General features: G+C 62.5%; 24 protein-coding genes. 13 read left to right on the top strand and 11 right to left on the bottom strand.

The genetic code is table 11. The features are described 5' to 3' along the window. Positions 1–190 precede the first annotated feature (190 nt). From PCO31010_RS18480 to PCO31010_RS18470, 3 genes are all read left to right on the top strand, one after another. Positions 191–706 carry a fasciclin domain-containing protein gene (locus tag PCO31010_RS18480; protein ID WP_246184679.1) on the top strand — a complete coding sequence of 172 codons (516 nt, stop codon included), beginning with the start codon at positions 191–193 and terminating at the stop codon, positions 704–706. Positions 707–830: 124 nt separating this feature from the next. Then, entirely contained in the window at positions 831–1,325 is a 495-nt protein-coding gene (locus PCO31010_RS18475) for a GNAT family N-acetyltransferase (protein ID WP_150665532.1), read from the top strand. Positions 1,326–1,528: 203 nt separating this feature from the next. Beyond that, positions 1,529–3,046: an amino acid permease gene (locus PCO31010_RS18470; RefSeq protein ID WP_174984915.1), complete on the top strand. Its 1,518-nt coding sequence runs from the start codon at positions 1,529–1,531 to the stop codon at positions 3,044–3,046. A 105-nt stretch (positions 3,047–3,151) separates the two neighbouring features. Here the strand turns inward: PCO31010_RS18470 and PCO31010_RS18465 are convergent, their stop codons facing one another. After that, positions 3,152–4,282, bottom strand: a complete 1,131-nt coding sequence (locus PCO31010_RS18465; RefSeq protein ID WP_150665531.1) for an aminotransferase class V-fold PLP-dependent enzyme — start codon at positions 4,280–4,282, stop codon at positions 3,152–3,154. 447 nt (positions 4,283–4,729) lie between these two features. Between PCO31010_RS18465 and PCO31010_RS18460 the strand changes: the two genes are divergently transcribed. Continuing rightward, entirely contained in the window at positions 4,730–5,248 is a 519-nt protein-coding gene (locus PCO31010_RS18460) for an RrF2 family transcriptional regulator (protein ID WP_150665530.1), read from the top strand. A gap of 84 nt (positions 5,249–5,332) precedes the next feature. Here PCO31010_RS18460 and PCO31010_RS18455 read toward each other — a convergent pair whose 3' ends face one another. Both PCO31010_RS18455 and PCO31010_RS18450 read right to left on the bottom strand, forming a co-directional pair. Continuing rightward, entirely contained in the window at positions 5,333–5,926 is a 594-nt protein-coding gene (locus PCO31010_RS18455) for an FMN-dependent NADH-azoreductase (protein ID WP_150665529.1), read from the bottom strand. Continuing rightward, the gene (locus tag PCO31010_RS18450) at positions 5,923–6,381 is read right to left on the bottom strand and encodes a GNAT family N-acetyltransferase (protein WP_150665528.1); all 459 of its coding nucleotides are present in this window, start codon (positions 6,379–6,381) and stop codon (positions 5,923–5,925) included. The genes PCO31010_RS18455 and PCO31010_RS18450 overlap by 4 nt, the downstream gene beginning before the upstream one ends. A 211-nt stretch (positions 6,382–6,592) precedes the next feature. On the opposite strand from PCO31010_RS18450, the gene PCO31010_RS18445 reads away from it, so the two are divergent. Then, the gene (locus PCO31010_RS18445) at positions 6,593–7,810 is read left to right on the top strand and encodes an NAD(P)/FAD-dependent oxidoreductase (RefSeq protein ID WP_150665527.1); all 1,218 of its coding nucleotides are present in this window, start codon (positions 6,593–6,595) and stop codon (positions 7,808–7,810) included. Between the two features lie 60 nt (positions 7,811–7,870). On the opposite strand, the gene PCO31010_RS18440 is transcribed toward PCO31010_RS18445, so the two are convergent. After that, entirely contained in the window at positions 7,871–8,797 is a 927-nt protein-coding gene (locus PCO31010_RS18440) for a LysR family transcriptional regulator (protein WP_150665526.1), read from the bottom strand. Positions 8,798–8,899: 102 nt separating this feature from the next. Between PCO31010_RS18440 and PCO31010_RS18435 the strand changes: the two genes are divergently transcribed. The 3 genes from PCO31010_RS18435 to PCO31010_RS18425 all read left to right on the top strand — a co-directional run bounded on the left by PCO31010_RS18435 (position 8,900) and on the right by PCO31010_RS18425 (position 12,171). Next, on the top strand, positions 8,900–10,105 hold the full coding sequence (locus PCO31010_RS18435; RefSeq protein WP_150665525.1) for an MFS transporter: 1,206 nt from the start codon (positions 8,900–8,902) through the stop codon (positions 10,103–10,105). Between the two features lie 67 nt (positions 10,106–10,172). Further along, a complete protein-coding gene (dkgB, locus tag PCO31010_RS18430; protein WP_150665524.1) occupies positions 10,173–10,982 on the top strand; it encodes a 2,5-didehydrogluconate reductase DkgB in 810 nt (269 codons plus the stop codon). 73 nt (positions 10,983–11,055) lie between these two features. Further along, complete coding sequence (locus PCO31010_RS18425; RefSeq protein ID WP_150665523.1) at positions 11,056–12,171, top strand: alkene reductase; 1,116 nt, start codon at positions 11,056–11,058, stop codon at positions 12,169–12,171. Positions 12,172–12,186: 15 nt separating this feature from the next. On the opposite strand, the gene yddG is transcribed toward PCO31010_RS18425, so the two are convergent. Beyond that, positions 12,187–13,095 (bottom strand): aromatic amino acid DMT transporter YddG, encoded by a 909-nt coding sequence (yddG, locus tag PCO31010_RS18420; protein ID WP_150665522.1) that lies wholly within the window; start codon positions 13,093–13,095, stop codon positions 12,187–12,189. A gap of 124 nt (positions 13,096–13,219) precedes the next feature. Continuing rightward, positions 13,220–14,131, bottom strand: coding sequence for a LysR substrate-binding domain-containing protein (locus PCO31010_RS18415; protein ID WP_150665521.1), 912 nt, complete (start codon positions 14,129–14,131; stop codon positions 13,220–13,222). Positions 14,132–14,311: 180 nt separating this feature from the next. On the opposite strand from PCO31010_RS18415, the gene PCO31010_RS18410 reads away from it, so the two are divergent. From PCO31010_RS18410 to PCO31010_RS18390, 5 genes are all read left to right on the top strand, one after another. Beyond that, positions 14,312–15,208 carry an amino acid ABC transporter permease gene (locus PCO31010_RS18410; protein WP_246184671.1) on the top strand — a complete coding sequence of 299 codons (897 nt, stop codon included), beginning with the start codon at positions 14,312–14,314 and terminating at the stop codon, positions 15,206–15,208. After that, positions 15,208–16,008 (top strand): amino acid ABC transporter ATP-binding protein, encoded by an 801-nt coding sequence (locus tag PCO31010_RS18405; protein ID WP_246184670.1) that lies wholly within the window; start codon positions 15,208–15,210, stop codon positions 16,006–16,008. The genes PCO31010_RS18410 and PCO31010_RS18405 overlap by 1 nt, the downstream gene beginning before the upstream one ends. A 73-nt stretch (positions 16,009–16,081) precedes the next feature. Continuing rightward, positions 16,082–17,398 carry an LLM class flavin-dependent oxidoreductase gene (locus tag PCO31010_RS18400; RefSeq protein WP_150665519.1) on the top strand — a complete coding sequence of 439 codons (1,317 nt, stop codon included), beginning with the start codon at positions 16,082–16,084 and terminating at the stop codon, positions 17,396–17,398. Positions 17,399–17,476: 78 nt separating this feature from the next. Continuing rightward, positions 17,477–17,977 (top strand): flavin reductase family protein, encoded by a 501-nt coding sequence (locus tag PCO31010_RS18395; RefSeq protein WP_150665518.1) that lies wholly within the window; start codon positions 17,477–17,479, stop codon positions 17,975–17,977. Between the two features lie 36 nt (positions 17,978–18,013). Further along, entirely contained in the window at positions 18,014–18,898 is an 885-nt protein-coding gene (locus tag PCO31010_RS18390) for an ABC transporter substrate-binding protein (RefSeq protein WP_150665517.1), read from the top strand. A 161-nt stretch (positions 18,899–19,059) separates the two neighbouring features. Here PCO31010_RS18390 and PCO31010_RS18385 read toward each other — a convergent pair whose 3' ends face one another. The 5 genes from PCO31010_RS18385 to PCO31010_RS18365 all read right to left on the bottom strand — a co-directional run bounded on the left by PCO31010_RS18385 (position 19,060) and on the right by PCO31010_RS18365 (position 24,691). Next, a complete protein-coding gene (locus PCO31010_RS18385) occupies positions 19,060–20,004 on the bottom strand; it encodes an NAD(P)H-dependent flavin oxidoreductase (RefSeq protein WP_150665516.1) in 945 nt (314 codons plus the stop codon). Between the two features lie 105 nt (positions 20,005–20,109). Continuing rightward, positions 20,110–20,625 (bottom strand): MarR family winged helix-turn-helix transcriptional regulator, encoded by a 516-nt coding sequence (locus tag PCO31010_RS18380; RefSeq protein ID WP_052252507.1) that lies wholly within the window; start codon positions 20,623–20,625, stop codon positions 20,110–20,112. 132 nt (positions 20,626–20,757) lie between these two features. Next, the gene (locus PCO31010_RS18375) at positions 20,758–22,143 is read right to left on the bottom strand and encodes an MFS transporter (protein WP_150665515.1); all 1,386 of its coding nucleotides are present in this window, start codon (positions 22,141–22,143) and stop codon (positions 20,758–20,760) included. Between the two features lie 78 nt (positions 22,144–22,221). Next, positions 22,222–23,889, bottom strand: coding sequence for an AMP-binding protein (locus PCO31010_RS18370; RefSeq protein WP_150665514.1), 1,668 nt, complete (start codon positions 23,887–23,889; stop codon positions 22,222–22,224). Further along, the gene (locus tag PCO31010_RS18365) at positions 23,882–24,691 is read right to left on the bottom strand and encodes an enoyl-CoA hydratase/isomerase family protein (protein ID WP_150665513.1); all 810 of its coding nucleotides are present in this window, start codon (positions 24,689–24,691) and stop codon (positions 23,882–23,884) included. The genes PCO31010_RS18370 and PCO31010_RS18365 overlap by 8 nt, the downstream gene beginning before the upstream one ends. Positions 24,692–24,702 lie beyond the last annotated feature (11 nt).

Genomic DNA, 24,702 nt, shown 5'->3' with positions numbered 1-24,702 from the left:
CGCCCCGGTTGCATCGCCTTCTTCGCGACGAGACCCTCTTTTTTTGGCTCCCTCGCATCCGGAGGCGAAGTCGACTCGTATTTACCGTTGCTTCCGCTTTGCGAAGCGCCATAGAACAGGTGAAGACATGAGAACGCAACGATTTGGTGGATTTCTGCTGGTCCTGCTTGCAGCCGGTTACTTCCCGAGCATGCACGCCACGGCGGCGTCGATGGACGGCAGCGAAAAGACCGTCATGGTGGGCGGGGCGGCGATGTACCCATCGAAGAACATCATCGAAAACGCCGTGAACTCGAAGGACCACACGACACTGGTCGCCGCCGTGAAGGCTGGCGGTCTGGTCGACACACTGTCCGGGCCGGGACCGTTCACCGTCTTCGCGCCGACAAACGAAGCCTTTGCCGCGCTTCCCGCTGGCACCGTCGACACGCTGCTCAAGCCGGAGAACAAGCCGACGCTGGTCAAGGTGCTGACGTATCACGTCGTCCCCGGCAAGCTGGGCGCACAAGAACTGATGGGCATGGTGAAAAGCGGCGGGGGCAAAGCGATGCTCAAGACCGTCGAAGGCGACTCGCTGACCGTCCAGCAAAGCGGTCATGGGCTAACCGTCACCGACGACAAAGGCAATGTCGCCAAAGTCGCCATCGGCGACGTATTCCAGTCCAATGGCGTGATTCACGTCGTGGACAAGGTGCTGATGCCCTGAGCCTAGGTCAGGCGCAAATGGAAGTGACGCAGTGTTGTTAGTTTGGATGACGAGACGAATGGAACGTTTCGGACGTTCAAGCGCTGAACGTATACTGCGTCCCTCCCCCCAATTGATGCACACCATGGAATCCCTGCTGCAACTGCGCAACGCGCGCCCGGCTGACGTCGACCGCTGCTACGAAATCGAGATCAGCGCCTACGAAGGCGACGAAGCCGCCACCCGCGAAAAAATCGCCACGCGCATCGACCAATACCCCGAAGGGTTTCTCGTCCTGACGCGCGACGACCGGATCGTCGGCTTCATCAACTCGGGATGCGCGCACGAAGTCGTCATGTCCGACGAAGCGTTCAAGGAACTGGTCGGCCATGACGCGGCCGCACCGAACGTGGTGATCATGTCCGTCGTGCTCGCCCCGGACGAACAGGGCAAAGGCTACGCCCGCATGCTGATGACGGCCTTCGTCGAGCGTATGCGCGCGGCCGGGAAGGCGACCATCCACTTGATGTGCAAGGAGCGGCATGTGCCGCTGTACGAACGCTTCGGCTACACATACGTCAAGCCGTCCCCATCGGACCACGGCGGCATGGCGTGGCATGAAATGGTGATGACGCTCTGACGTCCACGGCTGGCGGGGATGGCTCGGACCATCCCGGCCAGCCCCCACCGCACCATTCCGTCTCGCCCCGCGCTCCAGAGGGCGATTTGTTGCGCCAAAGCGGCATGCCTTAGGGAAAAGTAGTTCCACATCTGTCTCCCGCAGTACAATCCCCCCCACTCCGCATTCCCGGGGACACTTATTCGCACTTGAGGAACAGAACTTTGGCTTCATCGGAACACGACCCGTCCGCACCGTCCGAATTGCGCCGCTCCCTGTCGGCGCGCCACCTGACGATGATCGCCGTCGGCGGGTCCATCGGCACCGGCCTGTTCGTCGCCTCGGGCGCTACCATCGCGCAGGCTGGCCCCGGCGGGGCGCTGCTCGGTTATGTGCTGATCGGCCTCATGGTCTACTTCCTGATGACGAGTCTGGGCGAACTGGCTGCCGCCATGCCCGTGTCCGGCTCGTTCTCGACCTATGGCGCGCGCTACGTCGACGAAGGCTTCGGCTTCGCGCTGGGCTGGAACTACTGGTACAACTGGGCCGTCACTGTCGCGGTGGACCTCGTGGCCGCGCAACTCGTCATGGCGTACTGGTTCCCCGACGTTCCCGGTGTCTACTGGAGCGCCCTCTTCCTCGCGATCACCTTCGGTCTGAATGCGTTATCGGCACGCGGGTTCGGCGAAGCCGAATTCTGGTTCGCGCTCATCAAGGTGATTGCCGTACTGGCTTTCGTGGTGATGGGCGTGATGATGCTGCTGGGCATCATTCGCGGCGGCGAAACGGGCGGCGTGGCCAACTGGACGGTGGGCGACGCGCCTTTCGCTGGCGGCTTCGCGGCGCTGATCGGTGTAGCGATGGTCGTGGGCTTCTCGTTCCAGGGCACCGAGCTCATCGGCATCGCAGCGGGCGAATCCAAGGATCCGGCGCGCAACCTGCCGCGCGCCGTGCGCCAGGTCTTCTGGCGCATTCTGCTGTTCTATGTGGCGGCGATCCTCGTGATCGGCCTGCTGATTCCGTACACCGACCCGCATTTGCTGCGCAATGACGTGACCGATATCAGCGTCAGCCCGTTCGCACTGATCTTCGAGCGTGCGGGGCTGCTGGGCGCGGCGTCGGTCATGAATGCCGTGGTGCTGACCTCGGTGCTCTCGGCGGGCAACTCGGGGATGTATGCCGCAACGCGCATGCTCTATAGCCTGGCGCGCGACGGCAAAGCGCCGAAGATCTTCGGCAACATCTCGCGCAACGGGGTGCCGATGTCCGCGCTGCTGGCGACGGCGGCTGTCGCCGCTCTATGCTTCTTCACGTTCGTGTTCAGCCCCAACGCCGTCTACATCTGGCTGCTCAACACCTCGGGCATGACGGGCTTCATCGCGTGGCTGGGTATCGCAATCAGCCATTACCGCTTCCGTCGCGGCTACGTCCGGCAGGGCCACGATCTGGCCAATCTGCCTTACGTTTCGCCGTTCTTCCCGTTCGGTCCGATCTTCGCATTCGTGCTGTGCCTGATCATCACGCTGGGCCAGAACTACGAGGCATTCCTTCAGGACAAGATCGATTGGGGCGGCGTGGTGGCAACGTACATCGGCATCCCCCTGTTCTTGTTGATCTGGGCGGGCTACCGACTCGTGCGCGGGTCGCATTTCGTGAAGTATCGCGATATGCATTTCCCGCACGGACAAATGCGCGCTCGCACGAATTCGATGGATGGGGAATCGGTTGGGGAGACGGCCTGAAAGGCCGACACTTCGGACGTACTCTAAGACGTACATTCGGACGTTCTGCAAGGGCGAAGCTGTTGATCCCCAACCCGCCCTTGCATTGATTCGCGACTTCAGAAATTACTTCAGCACGCTGTCCAGTGCCTTCGCGAACCGGTCCACGGCAGCGTCGACATCGTTGAGCTTATCAAGGCCGAACAGGCCGATACGGAACGTCTTGAAGTCTTCCGGCTCGTCGCAACGCAGCGGCACACCGGCCGCGGTCTGCACACCCACCTCGGCAAACTTCTTCCCGGAGCGGATGCCATCGTCGTCGGTATAGCAGACGACAACGCCCGGCGCTTCGAACCCTTGCGCCGCCACACTCTTAAAGCCCTTCTCCGCGAGCAGCGCACGAATGCGTCGGCCGAGTTCGAGCTGCTCGTCACGCACCTTCTCGAGACCGTCGGCCTCGGTTTCCTTGATGACGTCGCGCAGCACGGCGAGACTGTCGGTCGGCATCGTGGCGTGATACGCGAAGCCGCCCTTCTCGTAGGCTTCCATGATCTGGAGCCACTGACGAAGATCGCACGCGAAGCTGGTGCTCGTGGTGCTGTCGATGCGCTCACGCGCGAGTGCGCCGAGCATCACCAGTGCACAGCAAGGCGATGCGCTCCAGCCCTTCTGCGGGGCGCTGATCAGCACGTCCACACCGCACGCCTGCATATCGACCCACACCGTGCCCGATGCAATGCAATCGAGTACGAACATACCGCCGACCGAATGCACCGCATCGGCCACGGCGCGAAGGTACGCGTCGGGCAGCATCATGCCGGAAGCCGTCTCGACGTGCGGCGCAAACACCAGATCCGGCTTCTCTGCCTTGATGGCGGCAACCACTTCGTCGATGGGCGCGGGTGCAAACGGCGCTTGCCGACCTTCCTGAACAGGACGCGCCTTGAGCACCACCGTCTCAGACGGAATATTGCCCATGTCGAAAATCTGCGACCAGCGGAAGCTGAACCAGCCGTTACGAATCACCAGACACTTCTTTTTCGTCGCGAACTGGCGCGCCACGGCTTCCATGCCGAAGGTGCCGCTGCCCGGCACGACCACGACCGACGCCGCGTTGTAGACCTTCTTCAGGCCATCGGAAATGTCGCGCATCACGCCCTGAAAGCGTTGCGACATGTGATTGACGGAACGGTCGGTGTAGACGACCGAGTATTCGAGCAAGCCGTCGCGATCGACGTCGGGGAGTAAACCTGGCATGTCTGCCTCCGATAATAGTTATGTGAATCGGTCTGGAACAGATTCTAACGAAATCCCATTGCCAGCGCCCTGATGGAAAGCCCCGTCCCGATCAGGGTTCTCCATGACACCCACCCGACGCCTGCCTCCGACTTACATGCTGCGCATGCCCGCGTCCTCGTCCACGAGCGCCGACTTGTCGAGATAGTCGTGGAAGTGCACCGTCACCTGATCGAGGTGACGTGGGAATGGGCCAACAATGCCCGTCGCGCAAGAATAGCGTGTGACAGACAGGTGCCATCGTACCCCGGGCGCTCAACACCGGGATGAGCCTCCGGCATCGAAAGGAGGATCGGCGTTATAATTACGCCGATCCCATCGGTCGCCGTTTAGAAAACGCCGTCTACGAACGCAACGACGCGTCTCGCCACCTCAGCCTTCGCCCGTCATAACGTCACACTCAATACCATGTCCTTCATCAGCACCGGCGTCGAATACAGCCTGCACTGCCTGCTTTTCCTTGCGGATTCTTCCGCCGGTGTTCGCGACGCCAGTGTGCGCGATCTCGCAGAGATGCAGGGCATTCCGGTGGAGTATGCGGCCAAGCTCTTTACCCGCCTGTCGAAGGCCGGGCTGGTCGTGGCGACGGAAGGCGTGCGGGGCGGCTACTCGCTGGCGAAAGACAGCAAAGACATCTCGGTGCATGACGTCGTGATCGCTATCGACGGCGAGAAGGGGCTGTTCGACTGCCGCGAAGTGCGACGTCAGTGCGCGCTGTTCGAAGGGGATCCGCCCGCCTGGGCGTCGAAAGGAAAGTGCTCGATCAACGCGATCATGCAATCGGCCGAAGAAAGCATGCGAGCCGAGTTGCGCAAGCACACGCTCGCCGATCTGGCCGCAGGCGTGAACGCGAAAGCACCGGCCGCTTACGGCAAGCGCGTCATTACGTGGTTCGACGACCGCGCTGCGGCACGACGCGCGCATTAACGTTAAATTAACGTCAAACACCGGCACGAACACGCGCGCAATACCTGACGGTCGCGCCGCCCTCGCGCGACCGCTTCCCATCATTCACCGTTCGAGATAACGGCTCAGATCCCGTTCGCAGTCGAGCAGCGCCTGCTCGGCCTGCGGCGGCATGACCATCCCCTGCATGGGGAAGAACGTCACATCCTTGATACCGATGCAGCCCAGCGCATGCCGGAGGTATGGCGTCAGAAAGTCCGGCTGACGGGCATTCTCGCCCGTGTGAAACCCGCCGGACCCGATGATGACGATGGTCGGCCGGTCCTTCAGCAATCCCACTTTGCCTTCGGGCGTACTCGCGAACGTGCGTCCGATGCGCAACACATAGTCGATCCACAACTTGAGCGCCGCAGGCACCGTGAAGTTATGCATCGGTGTGGCAATCGCGAGAAACGACGTCGCCTCGATCTCTTCGATCAGTTGTTCGGACAAGACGAAATGCGTCGGATCCGGCTCTCTCGATGTAATGGCCGTCGCGTAATCGACCGAGATCGGCGGCAAAGGCGACGCAACCAGATCGCGAACGATCACCGGGCCGTCACCATAGCGCCGGGCGTTGTTTTCCAAAAACGTCTGGGCCATACCGAATGCGCGGCTAGCCGGACCATGCGGGCTGGCGTTAAGCAGAAGACTTCTCATCGGCTCGCCTCGCTCGACGTCGTCAACGGTTCCACAAAGTGCATGCCCTTCGCGAGCAGACCATTGCGGAAATAGAACCGTTGCGCGAGCGGCATATGCAGCCCGGTATCCAGCACGAAGTTGGCACATCCCGCCTCGCGGGCAATCGCCTTGACCTCGTTCAACAGTTGCGACCCTGCGCCGCCCCGCTTGTTGTCGGCTGCCACGACAAGATCGTCGACATAGACGAACCGGCCGTACAGCAGGTTCGTCACGTGACGGTAGCCCGCGAGGCCCAGCAGGCGTTCGCCGTCGAACGCCCCCAACAGCCGATATGCCTCCTTGCGCTGAGCGTCCACCTGCTCGACGAAAGCCTCGGCGCTCGCCAGATGCGGGCGAAGTTCTTTCATGACGGGATAGGCCGCGTGCACCGCGCCGGGCGTCTCAAGGTGTTTGAAAGTAAGCAACGTATTCATGATCTCTCTGACAGTCGTTCACTGAGGACTCTATCTGCCGGTTTTGGCCCAGACCAGTGACAAGAACTGTCGAAACTTCCGGGACAAGACACGTCCTTCCGCAAAAAATCCTTGCACAACAAAACTCCGACTCATAGAATCGGCGTTATCGTATCACAGCGATAACCGCCCCAATTCATCTCCTCCCCCCGAGTTTTCAGGAGCAATCAGCATGACCCAACGTATTCTTGTCATCGGCGCAGGCTTTGCCGGAACGTGGAGCGCCCTGGCTTCTGCGCGTCTGCTTGACATGGCCGGACGCACCGACGTGGAAATCGTCCTCGTCGCGCCGGAACCGCATCTTCATATTCGCCCCCGTCTGTACGAGAAGAACCCTGGCGGCATGAAAGCCCCGTTGAAGCAGCTTTTCGATACGGTTGGCGTCCAGTTCATTCAGGGACGTGTCGCGCACATCGACGTGGAACACAAGATGGTGACGATCGCCGATCTCGACGCCGAGACCCCGCACGGCGCCATCAGCTACGACCGTCTGGTGCTCGCCGCAGGCAGCCGTCTGTTCAGCCCGCCGATTCCGGGCATTCAGGAACACGCGTTCAACGTCGACCAGATTGCCGATGCCGTGAAGCTCGAAGCGCATCTCGACGGTCTCGCGAGCCGCCCGGCAACCGTGAGCCGCAACACCGTGGTGGTCGCCGGTGCAGGTTTCACCGGCATCGAAACCGCCGCAGAAATGCCCTCGCGACTGCGCGAAATCCTCGGTGAGAACGCCGACGTGCGTGTGATCATGGTAGAGCGCAACGACGCCATCGGCCCGGATCTCGGTCCGGGTCCCCGCCCGGTGATTACGCAGGCGCTTCAGGAACTGGGCGTGACGTGGAAGCTGGGATCGGGCGTCGCGAACATCGACGCCAATGGGGTGACGCTGGAAAACGGCGAGCGCATCGACGCCGACACCGTCATCTGGACGGCTGGCGCACGCGCCAATACGCTCACGGCGCAGATTCCCGCCGAGCGCGACGCCTTCGGTCGTCTGCACGTCGACGCTAACTTGAAGGTGATCGGTCTGGACGCCGTCTACGCCACGGGCGATTGCGCTCGCGCGACGACCACCGACGGCGGCGACAAGCCCACCATGATGGCGTGCCAGCACGCGATTTCACTGGGGCGTTCGGCTGGCCACAACGTGGCGGCGGACCTGATCGGCGAAGCGCCGATTCCCTACAATCAGCCCAAATACGTGACGTGTCTCGACCTCGGTCCGTGGGGCGCTGTCTACACGGAAGGCTGGGATCGTCAGGTCGTGCTGCAGGGTGCGCAAGGCAAGAAGCTGAAGACGGAGATCAACACGCAGTGGATCTATCCGCCGAGCAACGCCACCCGTGCACAAGCGTTGGCAAGCGCAGACCCGCGTCAGGCCGTGGTCGCGTAATGTGACGGCGCGGTGGGGTCCCCCCGTCCCGCCGCGCCAATGCATTGCGGCATGGGTGGGCTACTGCGCCACCCATCCTTTCGCTTGCCCCGTCTCCATCTGCGCACGAAGCTCCGCCACCAGATAGTCGACGAATGACGCGATGCGCGCCGAGATCGCGGTGTTGCGGTAGTACACGGCGTGAATCGGCTGACGCACGTCCTGCGCCTGACGCGCCAGCACCGGCGCGAGACGCCCCGCTTCACAGTCACGCACCGTCATGAAATCGGACAGGCATACGATGCCCGTCCCTTCCAGCGCGAGTTGCCGAAGCGTCTCACCGCTAGACGACATCACATCCGGCGCGATCCGGTACGGCTCACCGTCTGCGCCGAGAATCGGCCACACGTTCAGCGATTCGGGTTGCGAGAAGCCAAGTAGCGTGTGCTTCGCCAGATCCTCCACGCGGCGCGGATGTCCGTGCTTTTCCAGATAGGCCGGACTCGCGAACATACGCGTGCGACTGTTGCCGATGAGTCGGCTATGCAGCGTCGAATCCTTGAGCCGACCGATTCGGATGGCCACATCCGTGCGACGCTCCAGCAGATCGATGAAGCCTTCGTTGCTGTTGAGCTCAAGCTCCACCTCGGGATAGCGCTCACGATAGCCCGGCACCAGCGGCACGATCACGTGCAGCATGAACGGCGTCGCGGCATCGACACGCAGTCGGCCGGACGGCTTTTCACGGCGCGTCACCATCTGCTCTTCCGCACTTTCGACCGAATCGATGATGGCGCGCGCATTCACCAAGAACGCGTTGCCCTCCTCCGTCAGCGCCAGCCGACGGGTCGTGCGGCGCAGCAGCGTCGTCTTCAGCTTCTCTTCCAATCGCCCCAATGTCCGGCTGGTGGCCGACACCGTCAGGTCCAGTTGCTGGGCCGCCGCCGTGATCGACCCGGTATCCACCACGGCCACAAAGGCTTGCAGTTCGTCGAGCGTGATCTTCATTGTTGATTTGAAATCAAAATAATTTCGTTTATAGGCTACTTTTTCTGCAAAAGTAAAGGGCGCAGACTGCCGTTCAACTTCACCGACCCGGGAATTCCCGTCATGAACCAGTCCTCCCCCCAACCCTCGACATCGTCGGCGCATGCCACGCTGTCGCTTCTGGCCCTGGCCATCGGCGCGTTCAGCATCGGCACAACGGAGTTTTCGCCGATGGGCCTGCTCCCCGTGATTGCCGAGGGCGTCCACGTCTCGATCCCGACGGCGGGCATGCTGATTACGACTTACGCCCTCGGCGTGATGATCGGTGCGCCTATCATGACGCTGATCATGTCGCGCTGGTCGCGCCGCACGGCACTGATCGCGCTGATGGCCATCTTCACCATCGGCAACCTGCTCTCGGCCGTCTCGGCGAACTACACGACGCTGCTGCTCGCCCGTCTTGTCACGAGCCTGAACCACGGCGCGTTCTTCGGGCTGGGCTCGATCGTCGCCGCCAGCGTGGTGCCGCGTGAGAAGCAGGCCAGCGCCGTCGCCACCATGTTCATGGGGCTGACGATTGCGAATATCGGCGGGGTGCCTGCCGCCACATGGCTGGGCCAGACCATCGGCTGGCGCATGTCCTTCGCCGCGACGGCCGGACTCGGCCTGATCACCATGCTCACGCTGCGCTTCGCGCTGCCCAGAGGGGAAGCCGGACGCATGCCGGATATCCGCCGCGAGTTGTCGGTACTCACGCGCCCGGTCGTGCTGATGGCGATGGCGACGACCGTCCTGGGTGCAGGCGCGATGTTCACCCTGTACACGTACATCGCACCGACGCTGCAAACCATTACTGGCGCCTCGCCCGGCTTCGTCACCGCGATGCTCGTGCTGGTGGGCGTCGGCTTCTCGGTTGGCAACATCGCCGGGGGCAAACTCGCCGACCGCTCGATCAACACCAGCCTGATCGTCTTTCTGGTGCTGCTCGTCGCGATCATGCTTGCCTTCCCCATTCTGGCCCGCACGCATATCGGCACCGCCCTCGCGGTCGTGGTCTGGGGTATCGCAACGTTCGCGCTCGTCCCGCCGCTGCAAATGCGGGTGATGCGCGCTGCCTCCGAAGCGCCGGGACTCGCGTCGTCGGTCAACGTCGGCGCCTTCAACCTCGGTAATGCCGTGGGGGCAGCCGCCGGTGGCGCAGTGATTTCGGCCGGTTATGGCTACACGGCGGTGCCCATCGTCGGGGCGCTGATTGCCGGATCGGGCCTGTTGCTGGTGCTGCTGCAAATGGCAATGCACCGCACGCCGATGCAGACGGTCGGTAACTAAGCAACGCTTTCGACTCACAACACACAGCAGCACGTTTTTCGTCACCCAATTGATTAAGGAGCTCACGATGAGCCACATTCCCGCTTTCGGTCTCGGCACGTTCCGCCTCAAGGACCAGGTTGTCATCGATTCCGTCCGTACCGGCCTTGAACTCGGCTACCGTGCTATCGACACCGCACAGATCTACGGCAACGAAGCCGAAGTCGGTCAGGCGATTGCCGAGTCCGGCGTCGCTCGCGACGATCTGTTCCTCACCACGAAAATCTGGGTCGAGAACTATGCCAAAGGTAAGCTGGCCGCCAGCCTCGAAGACAGCCTCACGAAGCTGCGCACCGACTACGTCGACCTCACGCTGATCCACTGGCCCGCGCCGAATAACGGCGTGTCGCTCGAAGAGTTCATGACGGCGCTGGCCGACGCGAAGGCCAAAGGTCTGACGCGTCGGATCGGCATCTCGAACTTCAACATCGAGTTGACGAAGCAGGCGATGGCCGCCGTGGGCAAAGACGCCATCGCGACGAACCAGATCGAACTGAGCCCGTACCTGCAAAACCCCAAGCTTGTGGGTTTCCTTGAGGAGCAGGGCATTCACGTCACGTCGTACATGACGCTCGCTTACGGCAAGGTGCTGGGCGATGCGGTCATCGGCAAGATCGCGCAACGACATCAGGCCACGCCCGCACAAGTGGTGCTCGCCTGGGCGCTGCAACGCGGCTTCTCGGTGATTCCGTCGTCGACCAAGCGTGAAAATCTGGCGAGCAATCTGCTGGCGCAAACGCTGCGTCTGACGGACGACGACATGGCGCAGATCGCCGCGCTCGACCGCAACGGTCGCGAAGTCAGCCCGGACGGACTCGCCGCCAAGTGGGACGACTGATCCCCTTGCGATCGAACCTTATCGAACCTTTAAGTCGTTGCCTGCGGGCAACGACGACAACACTGCACACATCATGACTCAGGATCCTCTGTTTCAACCGCTACAACTCGGCGCGGTCACGTTGCCGAACCGTATCGTGATGCCGCCCATGACCCGCTCGCGTGCGAGCCAGCCCGGCGATGTCCCCAACGCCCTGATGGCCGAGTACTACGCGCAACGCGCCGGTGCCGGTCTGATCGTCAGCGAAGGCACATACATCGCGCCGCTCGGCAAAGGCTATGCGTGGACGCCGGGCATCCATTCACCCGCACAGATCGCCGGCTGGCGCACCGTGACCGAGGCCGTGCATGCTGCTGGCGGACACATCTTTGCGCAGTTGTGGCACGTGGGCCGACTGAGCCACACTAGCCTGCTCGGCGGCCGTCAGCCGGTGTCGTCGTCGCCGATTCAGGCCGAAGGGGTGAACGTCTTCATCGCAGGCGAAGACGGCACGACGCCCGGCTTCGTGCAGGCCTCGGCACCGCGCGCGCTGAGCATCAAGGAAATCGGAGAGATCGTCGACCAGTACCGCGCGGCAGCGCGCAACGCCATCGAAGCGGGTTTCGACGGCGTGGAATTGCACGGCGCTAACGGCTATCTCGTGAATCAGTTCATCGACTCGAATGCCAACACGCGGACCGACGCCTACGGCGGCTCGTTGGAAAACCGTCTGCGCTTCCTGCGCGAAGTGGCCGAAGCACTGATCGAGGGGGTAGGCGATGCGAAGCGCGTCGGCATCCGTCTTGCGCCGCTGACCACGCTCAACGGCTGTGTCGACGCCGATCCGGAAACGACCTACCTCGCAGCGGCGAAGTTGCTGGGTGAGTTGGGCGTCGGCTACATCCACATCGCGGAAGCGGACTGGGACGATGCGCCGGTGATGCCCGTCGAATTCAAGCTGAAGTTGCGTGCGGTGTACCCGGGCGTGCTGATTTACGCAGGCGGTTACACGGCAGAGCGCGCGCGTGAAGCCGTCTCGGAAGGATGGGCCGATCTCATCGGCTTCGGCCGTCCGTTCGTGGCCAATCCTGATCTGACGGAGCGCCTGCGCGTCGGTGCGCCACTGGCCTTGCATCATCGCGACACGTTGTTCGGTGGCGGTGCGCGCGGCCTGACGGACTATCCGGCGATGGTCAAAGAAGCGGCCTGAACGGACTAGTGGACGTCACGATGACGTGGCGACGCGTGCCTTCCCGGTGCGGGTCGCCCGCCAGCAGAGGATCGACCCGCCGCAGACCATGCATGCGCCCTGCCAGAAGGGCGCGGACAGCGGCGTGTGCAGCAACAGTGCGGCGAGCGCCGCAGACAGCACGGGGATGAAATACGACGCGCCGACGAGGATCGTCACATTGCCGCGCAGGATGCCCACGTTCCACGCCGCATAACCGAAGCCCATTGCGGCGGCCGCCAGCACGAGATAAGCGCCCGAGTGCAGGTCCAGCGACATCGCACCACCGCCACCGGCGAAATACTTGATCCAGAGCGCGACGGCCACGAGCATGAAGAACGGCGTCACGCCATTCTTGCCCTCGGCGATGCGCGCCGTCACCGTGCAATACCCCGCCCAGATGATCGCGCCGACGAACGCCAGTCCATAGCTGAGCGGGTTATCGGCAATGTTGACGAGCATGCCGGGCAGATCGAGCCCCTGATCGCCGCCGAGCACCCAGCAGATGCCGAGCATCGACAACACAAAACCGGGCACGACCAGCCAGTTCGCGCGCTGTTTGTTGAAGAGAATGGCGGAAACGAGTGTGAACGTCGGCCACAGGTAATTCACCATACCGACTTCAATCGCCTGACGTGCCGTGTTCGCGTATCCGATGGACAGCGACAGGCACAGTTCGTAGGCGACGAACAGCAAACCGCCCCACACCAGATAGCGACGCGGGAACGTGCTGAGCTTCGGGAAACCGACCGTCAACACGAGAAACAGCGACGCCACGGAATAGATCGCCGCAGCGCCGCCCGTCGCACCCAAGCTTTCGCTCACGCCGCGAATCAGCGCCACAATCGACGCCCAGAGCACCACTGCGCTCAGCCCAATGAGTGTCGCCTTGTTCCTGCTGTTCATGCGGTTTCCTGCGTCGATGGAAAGTAAGTGGCCAGCGCGGGATTATACGAAATGCGGATTTGCGTAGCGGCGTCGCTCAGACGGTCTACAGGGACCATCGCAGGTCGGCCTCGATCGGTACTCGCTATACACCGGCAAGATTGCCGTCGCCCAGCTTCTCACGTGCAAACGCCCGCACGTGCTCCACAAACGAATTGAGCAACAGCGGCACCGGACGCTGCGAAGGCGTCAGCACCGAAGTGTCGGTGAATATGGCTGGCTCGAACCGCTTGAACACCACGCCGGTGCCACGGTAGCTCCACGCACTGAACGCATCGATCAGCGCAACCCCGGCCCCCGCCTCGACAAATGAGCAGATGGCGTACGAAATCTGACTCTCCATCTGCATTTTGACTTCCACACCGTGCGACGCGAGCAACGCATCGATCTGCAATCGTGCCTCCACGCTGCGTGGGTGCGCGACGAATCGCTCGCCGTCGAGATCGCTCGGCCCTACGACATCACGCTCGCAAAGGCGATGTCCCGCAGGCAGCGCACAGATCATCTTGGCCGCAACAAGTCGCGAGGCATTCGCCGTCGGATGACTCAGCGACAACCGCGCGAAGCCCACGTCGCAGCGCTGCCCCATGACCATATCGACGATGGAGCGGGTCGAATGCATGACCATCGACACATGTGCCTCCGGTCGTGTCTTCAGGTAATCCGCAATCGCATGCGGCATGAACGAAAGCGCCAGCGCGGGCGCCGCCGCAACGTGAAGCGTGCCCCGCTGCATGTTGCGGATCTCGTCGGCCGCCCGCGCGATCCGGTCGACGCCGACCAGCGAGCGCTGTACCTCCTCGTACAAGGCACGGGCTTCGACCGTCGGATACAGCCGTCCCTTGACCCGTTCGAACAATGTGAATTTCAGCGACCGCTCCAGATCGGCGATCAACCGCGTGGTCGCGGGCTGCGAAATGTGCAGCATCTCGCTGGCGAGCGTCACCGTCTGGTGCAGCATCACGGCGCGAAAGGCTTCGAGTTGACGGAGTTTCACGTGGGCATCCAATAACAAAACATTATCGATTTGCAAAAAGAAAGCATTTCACAAGCGGATTTTGACTTTCTAATCTTCCGATATCCCCAATTCTATTTGGTTGTACGGGGGGATCATCAGCAATAACGATATGTGTTGGAAAGGGGGTTTACCCCAATCTTCCGGAGGATGACTCACCTTATGAGCAACGAAACTGCGTACACGCTCCCGCCCCCGGCGACGCGTGACGAGACCCCACCCGCGCCCTCACCGGACCTGCGTATTCATCCGCGCCCGAAGAAATCGGACTGGCTCTGGTATGGGTTGTTCGGCATCGCGCTGATCCTTTTCTACCAATGGTTCATCGACAACCCGCGTTGGCAGTGGGACGTCGTCGCCCATTACCTCTTCAACGCCCGCGTACTCGCGGGCCTTGGAAACACGCTGATCCTCACGGCACTTGCCAGTGCGCTAGGCCTCGTGCTCGGCGCCATCGTGGCGGCGTGCCGCATGTCCGGCAATCCGGTTCTGCGCGGCGCGGCGTTCGCCTACATCTGGATCATTCGTGCGACACCGACGTTGGCGATGCTGTTGTTCCTATTTTTCATCTCGGCGCTCGTGCCTCGCCTCTATCTGCCGATACCGTTTCTGAACCTGAATCTGTTCGACATCGACACCAGCAACGTGATCTCGCGACTGAGCGCCGCCACAATCGGGCTGGCGATCTATCTCGGCGGCCACAGTGCGGAGATTTTTCGAAGCGGCCTCGGTGCCGTCGACAAGGGACAACGCGAAGCCTGCAAAGCAATGGGCATGAGCGACATGCGGATGATGTGGCACGTGGTCATTCCGCAGGCGGTTCGCGTCATCATCCCGCCGCTGGCCAACGAACTCATCACGATGTTCAAGAACACGTCGCTGGCCTCGGTCATCGGTTACGTCGAGCTCCTCACGACTGTCCAACTGATCTATTCGACGACCTTCGAAACCATTCCGCTGCTGACCGTCGCCTGCCTCTGGTATCTGTTCCTGACCAGTCTGGCCATGTGCGGGCAGCTCCTGCTCGAAAAGCGCTTCGGCAAAGGAGTCCACCCGTGATGAACTCGCACCACGACGCCATTCATCTGCAAGCTCAGCCGCCGTTGCTGCAAATGCGTAATGTGACGAAACAGTTCGGCGCGTTTACTGCGCTGCACGGCATCGACTTCAATCTGTATCGCGGCGACGTCGTCGCCATCATCGGCCCCTCCGGATCGGGCAAGAGCACCCTGCTTCGCTGCATCAACATGCTCGATCTGATCGACGCCGGTGTCGTGACGTTCAACGGCGAAGTGCTCGGCAGCGAGATGCGCGGAACACGCTGCGTCAGGTTGCCCAAAAAGGAACTGGACCGGCAGCGCCGGTACTTCGGCATGGTGTTCCAGGGATTTCATCTCTTTCCCCATTACACCGTGCTCGACAACGTGCTTTCCGGGCCGCGCATCGTCGGCGGCGCCGCGCGCAAGGATGTTGTAGAGCGTGGCAAATCGCTGCTCGCCCGCGTCGGCCTGTCCGACAAGATGAATCACTACCCGTCGCAACTCTCCGGCGGACAGAAGCAGAGAGTCGCTATCGCCCGGGCGCTGGCGATGGAGCCGGAGGTCATGTTGTTCGACGAACCGACCAGCGCACTCGACCCGGAACTGGTTCAGGAGGTGCTCGACGTCATGAAAGAACTGGCAAGCACCGGCACCACGATGGTGGTCGTCACGCATGAAATGGAATTCGCCCGGAAGGTCTCGAACCACGTCGTATTCATGGACGGTGGCCGCATCGTCGATCAAGGCTCGCCCGACCACATCTTCCAGGGCGGCGGTACAGCGCGAAGCCAACGCTTTCTCGCGAACGCTCGCGCATAAGTCCGGCGAGAGGTGCCTGCGACGCTCGTGCGACGCGCGCCCCGCCATCACACTCGATAAAACAGGATTCGAAATGTCAAACGACGGAATGATGAGACTGGGTGTCTCGATGCGCTATCTGGGCTATCACATGGCGGCGTGGCGTCATCCCGATGTTCCCGCCGACGGCGCCATCGACTTTCACTACTTCCTTGAAAGCGCGCGCAAGGCCGAAGCGGCGAAGTTCGACATGATCTTCTTTGCGGACGGCGTTGGCGTGCGGGCCTCCGATACGCCCCCGGGATCGGCGGCGCGCGACGCGAAAAACGCCGAACTCGAACCTTTGACGCTGCTCGCGGCGATCGGCGCCTGCACGAAGCATATCGGCCTCGTGGGGACCGCGTCGACGACCTATAACGAGCCGTTCCATATCGCACGCAAGTACGCCTCGATCGATCACATCAGCGCCGGACGCGCAGGCTGGAACGTGGTCACGTCGTGGTCTCAGCAAGAAGCGTGGAACTTCAACCGCGACGAACATCTGGGCTATGAGGAGCGATACGAGCGTGCCGACGAATTCGTCGACGTCGTCAAGAAACTCTGGGACAGCTGGGAAGACGACGCCTTTATCCGCGACAAGGCCAGCGGCATCTTCTACGACGAGAACAAGTTGCACGTCCCGCACCACAAGGGCAAACATTTCAAGGTGCGCGGCCCGCTGAATTCGGCGCGTACGCCGCAGGGCCGCCCCATCATCGTTCAGGCTGGCGCTGCCGACGCCGGGCGAGAGATCGCCGCGAAAAACGCCGACGTGGTGTACAGCGCATCGTTCGACATTCAGTCGGCCAAGGCTTACTACGACGATTTGAAAGGCCGCCTCGCAAAATACGGTCGCACGCCGGACCAGCTCCTGATCATGCCGGGACTGACGCCCTACGTGGGCCGCACACGACAGGAGGCACAAGACAAGTTCGATCAGTTGCAGGAGCTGATCGATCCGCTCAGCGGTCTGTCGATTCTCTACAGCGTGCTCGGCGACCTCTCCGGCTACGACCTCGATGGCCCGGTGCCCGCCACCAGCGCCGGTCCCGTCAGCAGCATCGGCAATGGATTGCTGGAACTGGCCCGTCGCGAGAACCTCACGATTCGCCAGCTCTACAAGATTCGCGCTTCGGGCGGACGCCAGTTGATCGGCACAGCGCAGGACATCGTCGACGATATGGAATCGTGGTTCCGCGAAGGTGCCGCCGACGGCTTCAATCTCTGCCCCGCGACGCTTCCCGGCGGTCTCGACGATTTCATCGAATTCATCCTTCCCGAACTGCGTCGTCGCGGCTTGTTCCGAACCGAATACGCGGCACAGACGCTGCGAGGCAATCTCGGACTCGGCGCACTGTCATTCGGCGGCTGAACGCGATCTGGTGCGACGTGTGCGGCCCAGACTTGCCGTACGCGTCGCGCGCTTCATCAGAACTCAAGAGGTATCCGTATGAACGACCAAGTTTCCTCCGACGTCTTTCGACACGCCATGACGTGCTTTGCCAGCGGCATCACGGCGGTGACCACGTACGAAGACCGTGTGCCGTCCGGTCTGATCGCCACTTCGGTGTGCAGCCTGTCTGCCGATCCGGCCACGATCCTCGTGTGCGTGAACAAGACCGCGTCGGCACATGACGTCATCCTTCGGACACGGCGCTTTGCCGTCAACTTGTTGTCTGCCGAACAACTGGCCGTAGCGAAGCGCTTCACTTCGATGCGCGGTCCCGAGCGCTTCGATCCCGTGAACTGGCAAGCCGGGGAACTCGACGTCCCCACCCTGACAGGGGCCGTCGTCGTATTCGAATGCCAACTGGCCAAAGTGCATGACGGTTTCACGCACAGCATTATCGTCGGCCAAATTACCCGGGCTACCGTGAACGACGAAGGGGCTGCCGACTGTCTGCTCTGGCATCACCGGGATTTCGCCCGCACCGTTCAACAAGCTGCCTGATACGCCACCGACCTGCCGACATCCAGAGGTTTTCGTATGACGATCGAATTCAAATTCGCGACGGTATGTGTCGTCGCATGGCTCGGGATTGTGAGTCCCGCGCACGCGCAGGAGCCGCCTGCACGCCCGGCCATCAAGGTCGACCCTGCGCTCGCCGCACAAGTCCCGAAGTTCTACCGTGAGCGCGGCACACTGACCGCTGGCGTCAATCCCGACGTGGCGCCAATCAAGTTCGTCGACGGCGACGGCAACATCGTGGGGTTCACCCCGGAACTGCTCTCGGCGGCGGCCGCGGTGCTTGATCTGAAGATCAAGCTTGCCCAGTCGTCGTTCGACGCCCTCATTCCCGGTCTGGGCGCCAACCGCTTCGACGTGCTGCTCTCGCTTGCAGACTTTTCATCGCGCCAGAAAGTCGTGACCTTCGTCGATTACCTCGACATGGGCATGACGGTCGTCGCCATGCCTTCCAAGGCGGTCGCGATCCCGTCGCTCGACGCCCTCTGCGGAATGCAACTCGCTTTGCCGCGCGGCACGGCCTCAATGGAAAAGGCGACCAAGCTGAGCGAGAAATGCCAGAAAGACGGCAAGCGGCCCATTTCGGTGGCGACGTACCCCGACTCGAACATGACGCTGCTCTCGCTATCGACGGGCGCCAGCCAGGTCGCCTGGGTGGATTCGCCGGTCGGCTACTACAACGAAACCAAATTTCCCGCCAAGTACAAGGTCATCCACTACAACGCCGAAGCGCCCTATGGCATCGGCTTCGGTGTCGACGAGAAAGGGCGGCAACTCGCGAGCGTCATGCGGCAGGCCCTGCTCAAGCTTCAGCGCGACGGCACCTATGACGCGCTGATGAAGAAATGGGGACTCGCTACCAAGGACGCCAAACCCGACTTCCCTATCAACGGCGGCATGCGCTGATACTGGGCACAAGGAAGCGCCGGACGGCAAACAACGACGGTCCGGCCACCGGCGTCATGCCTTCGGGAACACCGGCGTAAAGCGGGGGGGGTCCGTCAGCGAACTGACGCAGAAATTACAAAAAAATGACGAAATCGGTGACCTGTGGACAAAGCGAACGCTCAACCCGCCAACCGGCGTGCCGCGCGCTCGCACTCCTCCACCAACCGCGCCATCACGTCTGCCGTTGCGGGCAGATCGCCGATCAGCCCGGCCGACTGACCGAGTTCGACCTTGCCCCACTCAACGTCGCCATCGAGCGCGGCCTGTTTGAGCGAACTGGATTTGAACAGCGTGTCGTAGGCAGCGGCGTCCGGCTCTTCCTTGTCGGCCAGCAAGACGCGCTCGGCGAATTGATTGCGCGTCATGCGAACGGGCAGGCCTCGCACGCCGACGAGCGTCGTGCCGTCGATATCGGTATCGAGCACCGCACGCTTGTAGTTCTCATGCACGCCCGCCTCGCGCGTCGCAAGAAACCGTGTGCCGAGTTGCACGGCATCCGCACCGAGCGCCAGCAACGCCGCCACGCCATAACCATCCGCCACGCCACCGCCAGCCACAATCGGCAGGTCGAATTCGACGACCGCGCGACGTACCGCCACAAGCGTGCTCACACCGTTCACCGGCGGATGCCCGCCCGCCTCGGCACCTACGACGACGAGGGCATCAACGCCCGCATCCGCCGCTTTGCGCGCATGGGGCATGGTCGAGACCACGTGAATCCAGCGAACGCCGCGCGACTGAAAGCGTTCGAGGTGCGCTTTCGGGCCGCCTTGCGAAGCAATCACCACCGGCACACCTTCCTCTTCGATGACGTTGAGAAACTGCTCGGCCTGCGGACGGTACAACGGGATGTTGACGGCGAACGCGCCATCGGTGGCGGCCTTCACTTCGCGCACGGTATCGCGAAAGGCATCGAGATACATCGGACCTGCGGCGATCACGCCAAGCCCGCCCGCATTCGAAACGGCAATCGGCAGCGCCGCGTTGGACGACGCCCAGCTCATCCCGGCCTGGATGATGGGATATTTGATATTCAACAGCCGAGTGAGGCGGGTCTGAAGCATGAAAAGTCCCTCGAAATACCGCGCAGACGCGCATTGACGATGCTCGTCAATCTAAGGGACATATGATGCATTGTCAAACAATTTACCGCGAAACCAGCAACTCGATCAGAGCCCTTCGCCAGCCTCTTCCCGCTCCTGATCCAGCATGATCCTCGCCTGATACGTAAGCTTGTCAAGTATCTTGGGCAGCGCATCGCGCTCTGCGCGCGTGAGCACGGACAACAGACGGTCGTTGAGTTCTTCGGCAACGGGGAACACCTGCTTCACGAGATCGCGGCCGTGGGCCGTGAGCGAGATGACGACACCGCGCGCGTCCGCGCTGTCGGTGCTGCGCTGGAGAATGCCGCGCGCTTCGAGCGCCGTCACCGTGCGGCTCATCAGCCCCCGATCGAACTGCGCCTGCTCCGCGAGCCGATTGAGCGACATGCCGTCGCTGCTGTGCAGCAACGCGATGGAGCGCCATTCGTTGAGCGTCAGACCGAAGTTGCGCTCGTACACGCTGGACGAACCCTTCGTGTAGATGTTCGTCAGTTGACGCAGTTGAAACGACGTGAGCTGCCGCAAGTCGGACGGTGCTGCACTCACCGGTTCGGGCGAGCGCGAGGGGTTGGGCTTGGGCATGTGGCGAATCAGCCGGTAGGCAGGGAAAGGAATGGCGTCATGCTATCGCCTCGCCCGCGCCCGGTCAAACCCGCACCTGCCGTGATTCCACAAGGATTGCGCACCGTCCGAGGCGCGCAATCACGAACGCCCTTACGAACCGGAAACACCCTTGGGCAACAGCCGCGCAGGAATCCCCACGAGCAACAGAATGCTGCCGAACAGCACGAAGCATCCGGCAACCTGCAAGCCGAGCGCGAGGCTGCCTGTGGTCGTCTTCACGTAGCCGATCACACTCGGCCCGACCAGTCCGCCCAACGCACCGATGCTGCTCACCACCGCAATCCCGGCCGCCGCACTGGCGGGCGCGAGATACGTCGACGGAATCGTCCAGAAGACGGACAGGCTCGACAGGTGCCCCGCCGTCGCCACTGCCAGCAGGACCACAGCCAGCTCGACGTTGTGCGACAGATACGGCATCACCATGAGGCTCGCCGCCGCAAACATTAACGGCACCGAGGCATGCCACCGACGCTCGCGCTGACGGTCCGAATGACGGCTCACAATCAGCATCGCCACGATGCCGACAACCGGCGGAATCGCCGATAGCAGACCGACGTGGAACGGGTCTTTCACGCCGGTGGACTGAATCACCAGAGGCGCGAAGAACGCGATGGTGCTCGCCAGCACATAGGCACAAAACGACACCAGCCCCGCCACGTACACGCGCCAGTCGCCCAGCGCCGCCAGCGTGCCGCCGTGACCGTGACCACCTCCGCCAGCATTGCTCGCCTTTTGACGACGCTCCTCATTGAGCACGTGCGTCAGCCGCGCCTTCTCATCGTCGCTCAGCCACTTCGCCTGTTCCGGCCGGTCTTCCAGGGCGAAGAACACCACGATACCGAGCAGAATGGCAGGAATGCCTTCGAGCAGGAACATCCACTGCCAGCCCGCAAGTCCGTGAATCTGATGGAAGCTGCGCATGATCCAGCCCGACGTCGGCGCACCGATCATCGTCGCAATCGGAATCGCGACGAACGACAACGCCGTCACACGCGCACGCCGCTCCGCCGGAAACCAGTAGCTGAGATACAGGATCAGCCCGGGAAAGAAGCCCGCCTCCGCCGCACCGAGCAGCATGCGTGCGACGTAGAACTCCGTGGGTGTGCGAACGAACATCATGGCGCAGGAGACCGCACCCCAGAGCGTCATGATGCGCAACAGCGTCTTGCGCGCCCCCATGCGGGCGAGCATCAGATTGCTCGGCACCTCGAACAGCAGAAAGCCGACGAAGAACAACCCCGCACCGATGCCGTAGACGAGATCGCTGAAATGCAAATCCGCTTTGAACTGAATCTGTGCGATGCCGATGTTCGCCCGGTCGATATAGTTGATGATGTAGCAAACGAACAGCAACGGCAGTGTGCGCCAGGCGATCTTGCGGTAGGTCGATTCCTCGACGACCTGACCGGCCGCGCTTGCGCCGGGCGTGTCTGTCCCGCCGAACGGCTGTGACGCCGTCGTCGTGTGTGAAGTCATGTCTCCTCCAATCTTGATTTTTTGATGAGGTTCGGTTGGGGGCGGACGTCGTGTCCATCGACGCCCGGCCGTCAGGTGTCAGGACAAACCGAACTCCCGAATCGCGTAGTCGCGCAGCTTGTTCTTCTGCACTTTCGAGCTACCCGTCATGCCGATGCCGTCGAACGAATCGACGAATCGCAGGTATCTCGGCACCTTGAAATTCGCGGCACGCGCGCGGCACCAGTCGATCAGCGCTTCGCTCGTGACGTCCGCACCGGGGCGCAGCACCACGAACGCCGCAGGCACTTCGCCCAGACGGGCGTCCGGCACCCCTACGACCTGCGCCAGTTGCACCGCCGGATGCGTGAACAGCGTCTCTTCCACTTCGGCGGGCGCCACGTTCTCGCCACCGACGCGGAACACATCCTTCAGACGGCCAAGCATGCGCATGCGCCCTTCACCGTCGATCACGCCGAGATCGCCCGTGCGCAGCCAGCCGTCGTCGCTGAACGCCTGCGCCGTCTCCTTCGGCTTGTTGTAGTAGCCCTTCATCACGCTCCAGCCGCGCACCTGAATCTCGCCGGGTTCGTCCGCACCGAGCACGTCGCCCGTCTCCGGGGACACCGTGCGGATCTCGATTCCGGGATGCGGGCTCGCCCAGCCGCCCACGCGCAATTCGAGCGGATCGCGCCAGTCGTTGAGCACCACGTTGGGCGAGGCCTCGGATTGCCCATACGCACCGACCATGTAAGGCACGCCCATCACGTCGTGAATCTTCTGCATGATTTCCGGCCCTGCCGCTGCCCAGCCGCCACGCAGGTGAATGCGCTCGCGACGGAATTCGGGGTGGCCCATCATCATCAGGAAAATCGTGTCGTTGCCCGACGTCAGCGTGCAGCGCTCTTCATCGAGGATGGTCAGCACGCGTGCCACATCGAACGACGGCACCGACAGCAGGCACGCCCCCGTCACCAGCGAGACCAGCAGCGACATCGTCGTGCCCGCCACATGGAAGAACGGACGCACGCTGAAGTAGCGATCATCGGCACGCACACCGATGCGCTGCGCAGACGCGGCAGCGTTCATCAGCATGTTGCGATGACGTAGCAGCACGCCCTTCGGGAACGACGTCGTACCGGAGGTGTACTGAATCAGCAGCACGTCGTCGGGCGAGACTGAGGCCGAGCGGCTCGCGACTTCGTCACGCAACGCGGGCGTGTCCGGCAATGCGTCGAAATGCTCGACGCCCTCCGGCAAACCTCGCCCACTGTCGCCCACCATCACGGCGCGACGCAGCAGCGGCAGAAAGTCGCCCGGCAATTGCGCATCGAAGGCAGGCTCTACACTGCGCAGCAACGCCGTGTAATCGATGTTGAGGAACGTGTCGACGTAAAACAGCACGCGCACGTCGCCCTGACACAGACAGTAATTCAACTCATCGGACTTGAATCGGGTATTGACGGGCACGGCGACCGCGCCGATCGATGCCGCCGCGTAGAACAGCACCACCCAATCCACCGAGTTGCCCATCAGAATGCCGACATGCTCGCCGTGCTGAACGCCGAGATGCACCATGCGCGCGGCCGCCTGCGCGACGCGCTCGCTCAACGTGCGATAGTCGATGCGCTCACCCTCGATCACCAGCGCTTCGGCTTCGGGTGTTGCACGCGCACGCGCCGCGAGAACGGCGGGCAGCGTGACCGGCCCTTCGAGCCCGAACTGGCTGGCGTAGCTTTCATGCCCTACGTCATGAACTTCAGGCATGACCGCCTCCTTGCTTCGTGTCCTGGTTTGCCGCATGGTCGACATCGTTGCTCGTACCGCTGCCGAAGCGTGCAATCTTGCTGCCCCAGTCAGGGCTTTGCAGCAACGTGTCGATGGCGAGCATCTCGATGGCGAGCGCACCGGCGGGGTCCGTCTCGACACCACGGTCGATGCAATCCTTGGTGAGACGCATCGCCAGCGGCGACGCGGCGGCAATCGTCTGCGCCATCACGCGCACGGCGTCCAGCGCGCCGTCCGCTGGCACGATGCGCGACACCAGCCCGGCCTCGCGCGCTTCCTGCGCCGACAACGTGCGACCGGTGAAGGCCATGTCCTTGGCGAGACGCTTGCCCACGGCGCGCGGCATGCGCTGCGTGGCGCCGACCGTCCCCCACAGCGCTTCAGGGGTGCGGAACGCGGCGGCATCGGTCGCGACGATGAAGTCGCAGGCCATGGCGATCTCGCCACCCGAGCCGATAGCCGGACCTTCGACGAGCGCGATGCACGGCTTGCCGATCTGCTCGATGGCGTCGTAGGCGGCGAACGCCTTGATGCGACGTGCGCGCACATCGTCAAGACTCATCCCCTGACGCTCCTTCAGATCCGCCCCCGCGCAGAACACCGGTCCGTTAGCGCGAACGATCACGCAGCGCACCGAGTCGTCGTCGCGCAAAGCCTGAACGATGGCGCGCAGTTCGTCGCACATCATGGCGTTCAGCGCGTTGCGCTGCTGCGGCCGGTTCAGCACGACTTCGACGACCGCGTCCTGACGCACGATCTCCAATGTCTCCCAACTTTTCATGCTTGTCTTTC

Origin of the sequence: Pandoraea commovens, from assembly GCF_902459615.1 — a bacterium.
GTDB classification, from domain to species: Bacteria; Pseudomonadota; Gammaproteobacteria; order Burkholderiales; family Burkholderiaceae; genus Pandoraea; species Pandoraea commovens.
Note: the sequence above shows the minus strand (reverse complement) of the source record. Positions and strands in the feature narration are given on the sequence as shown.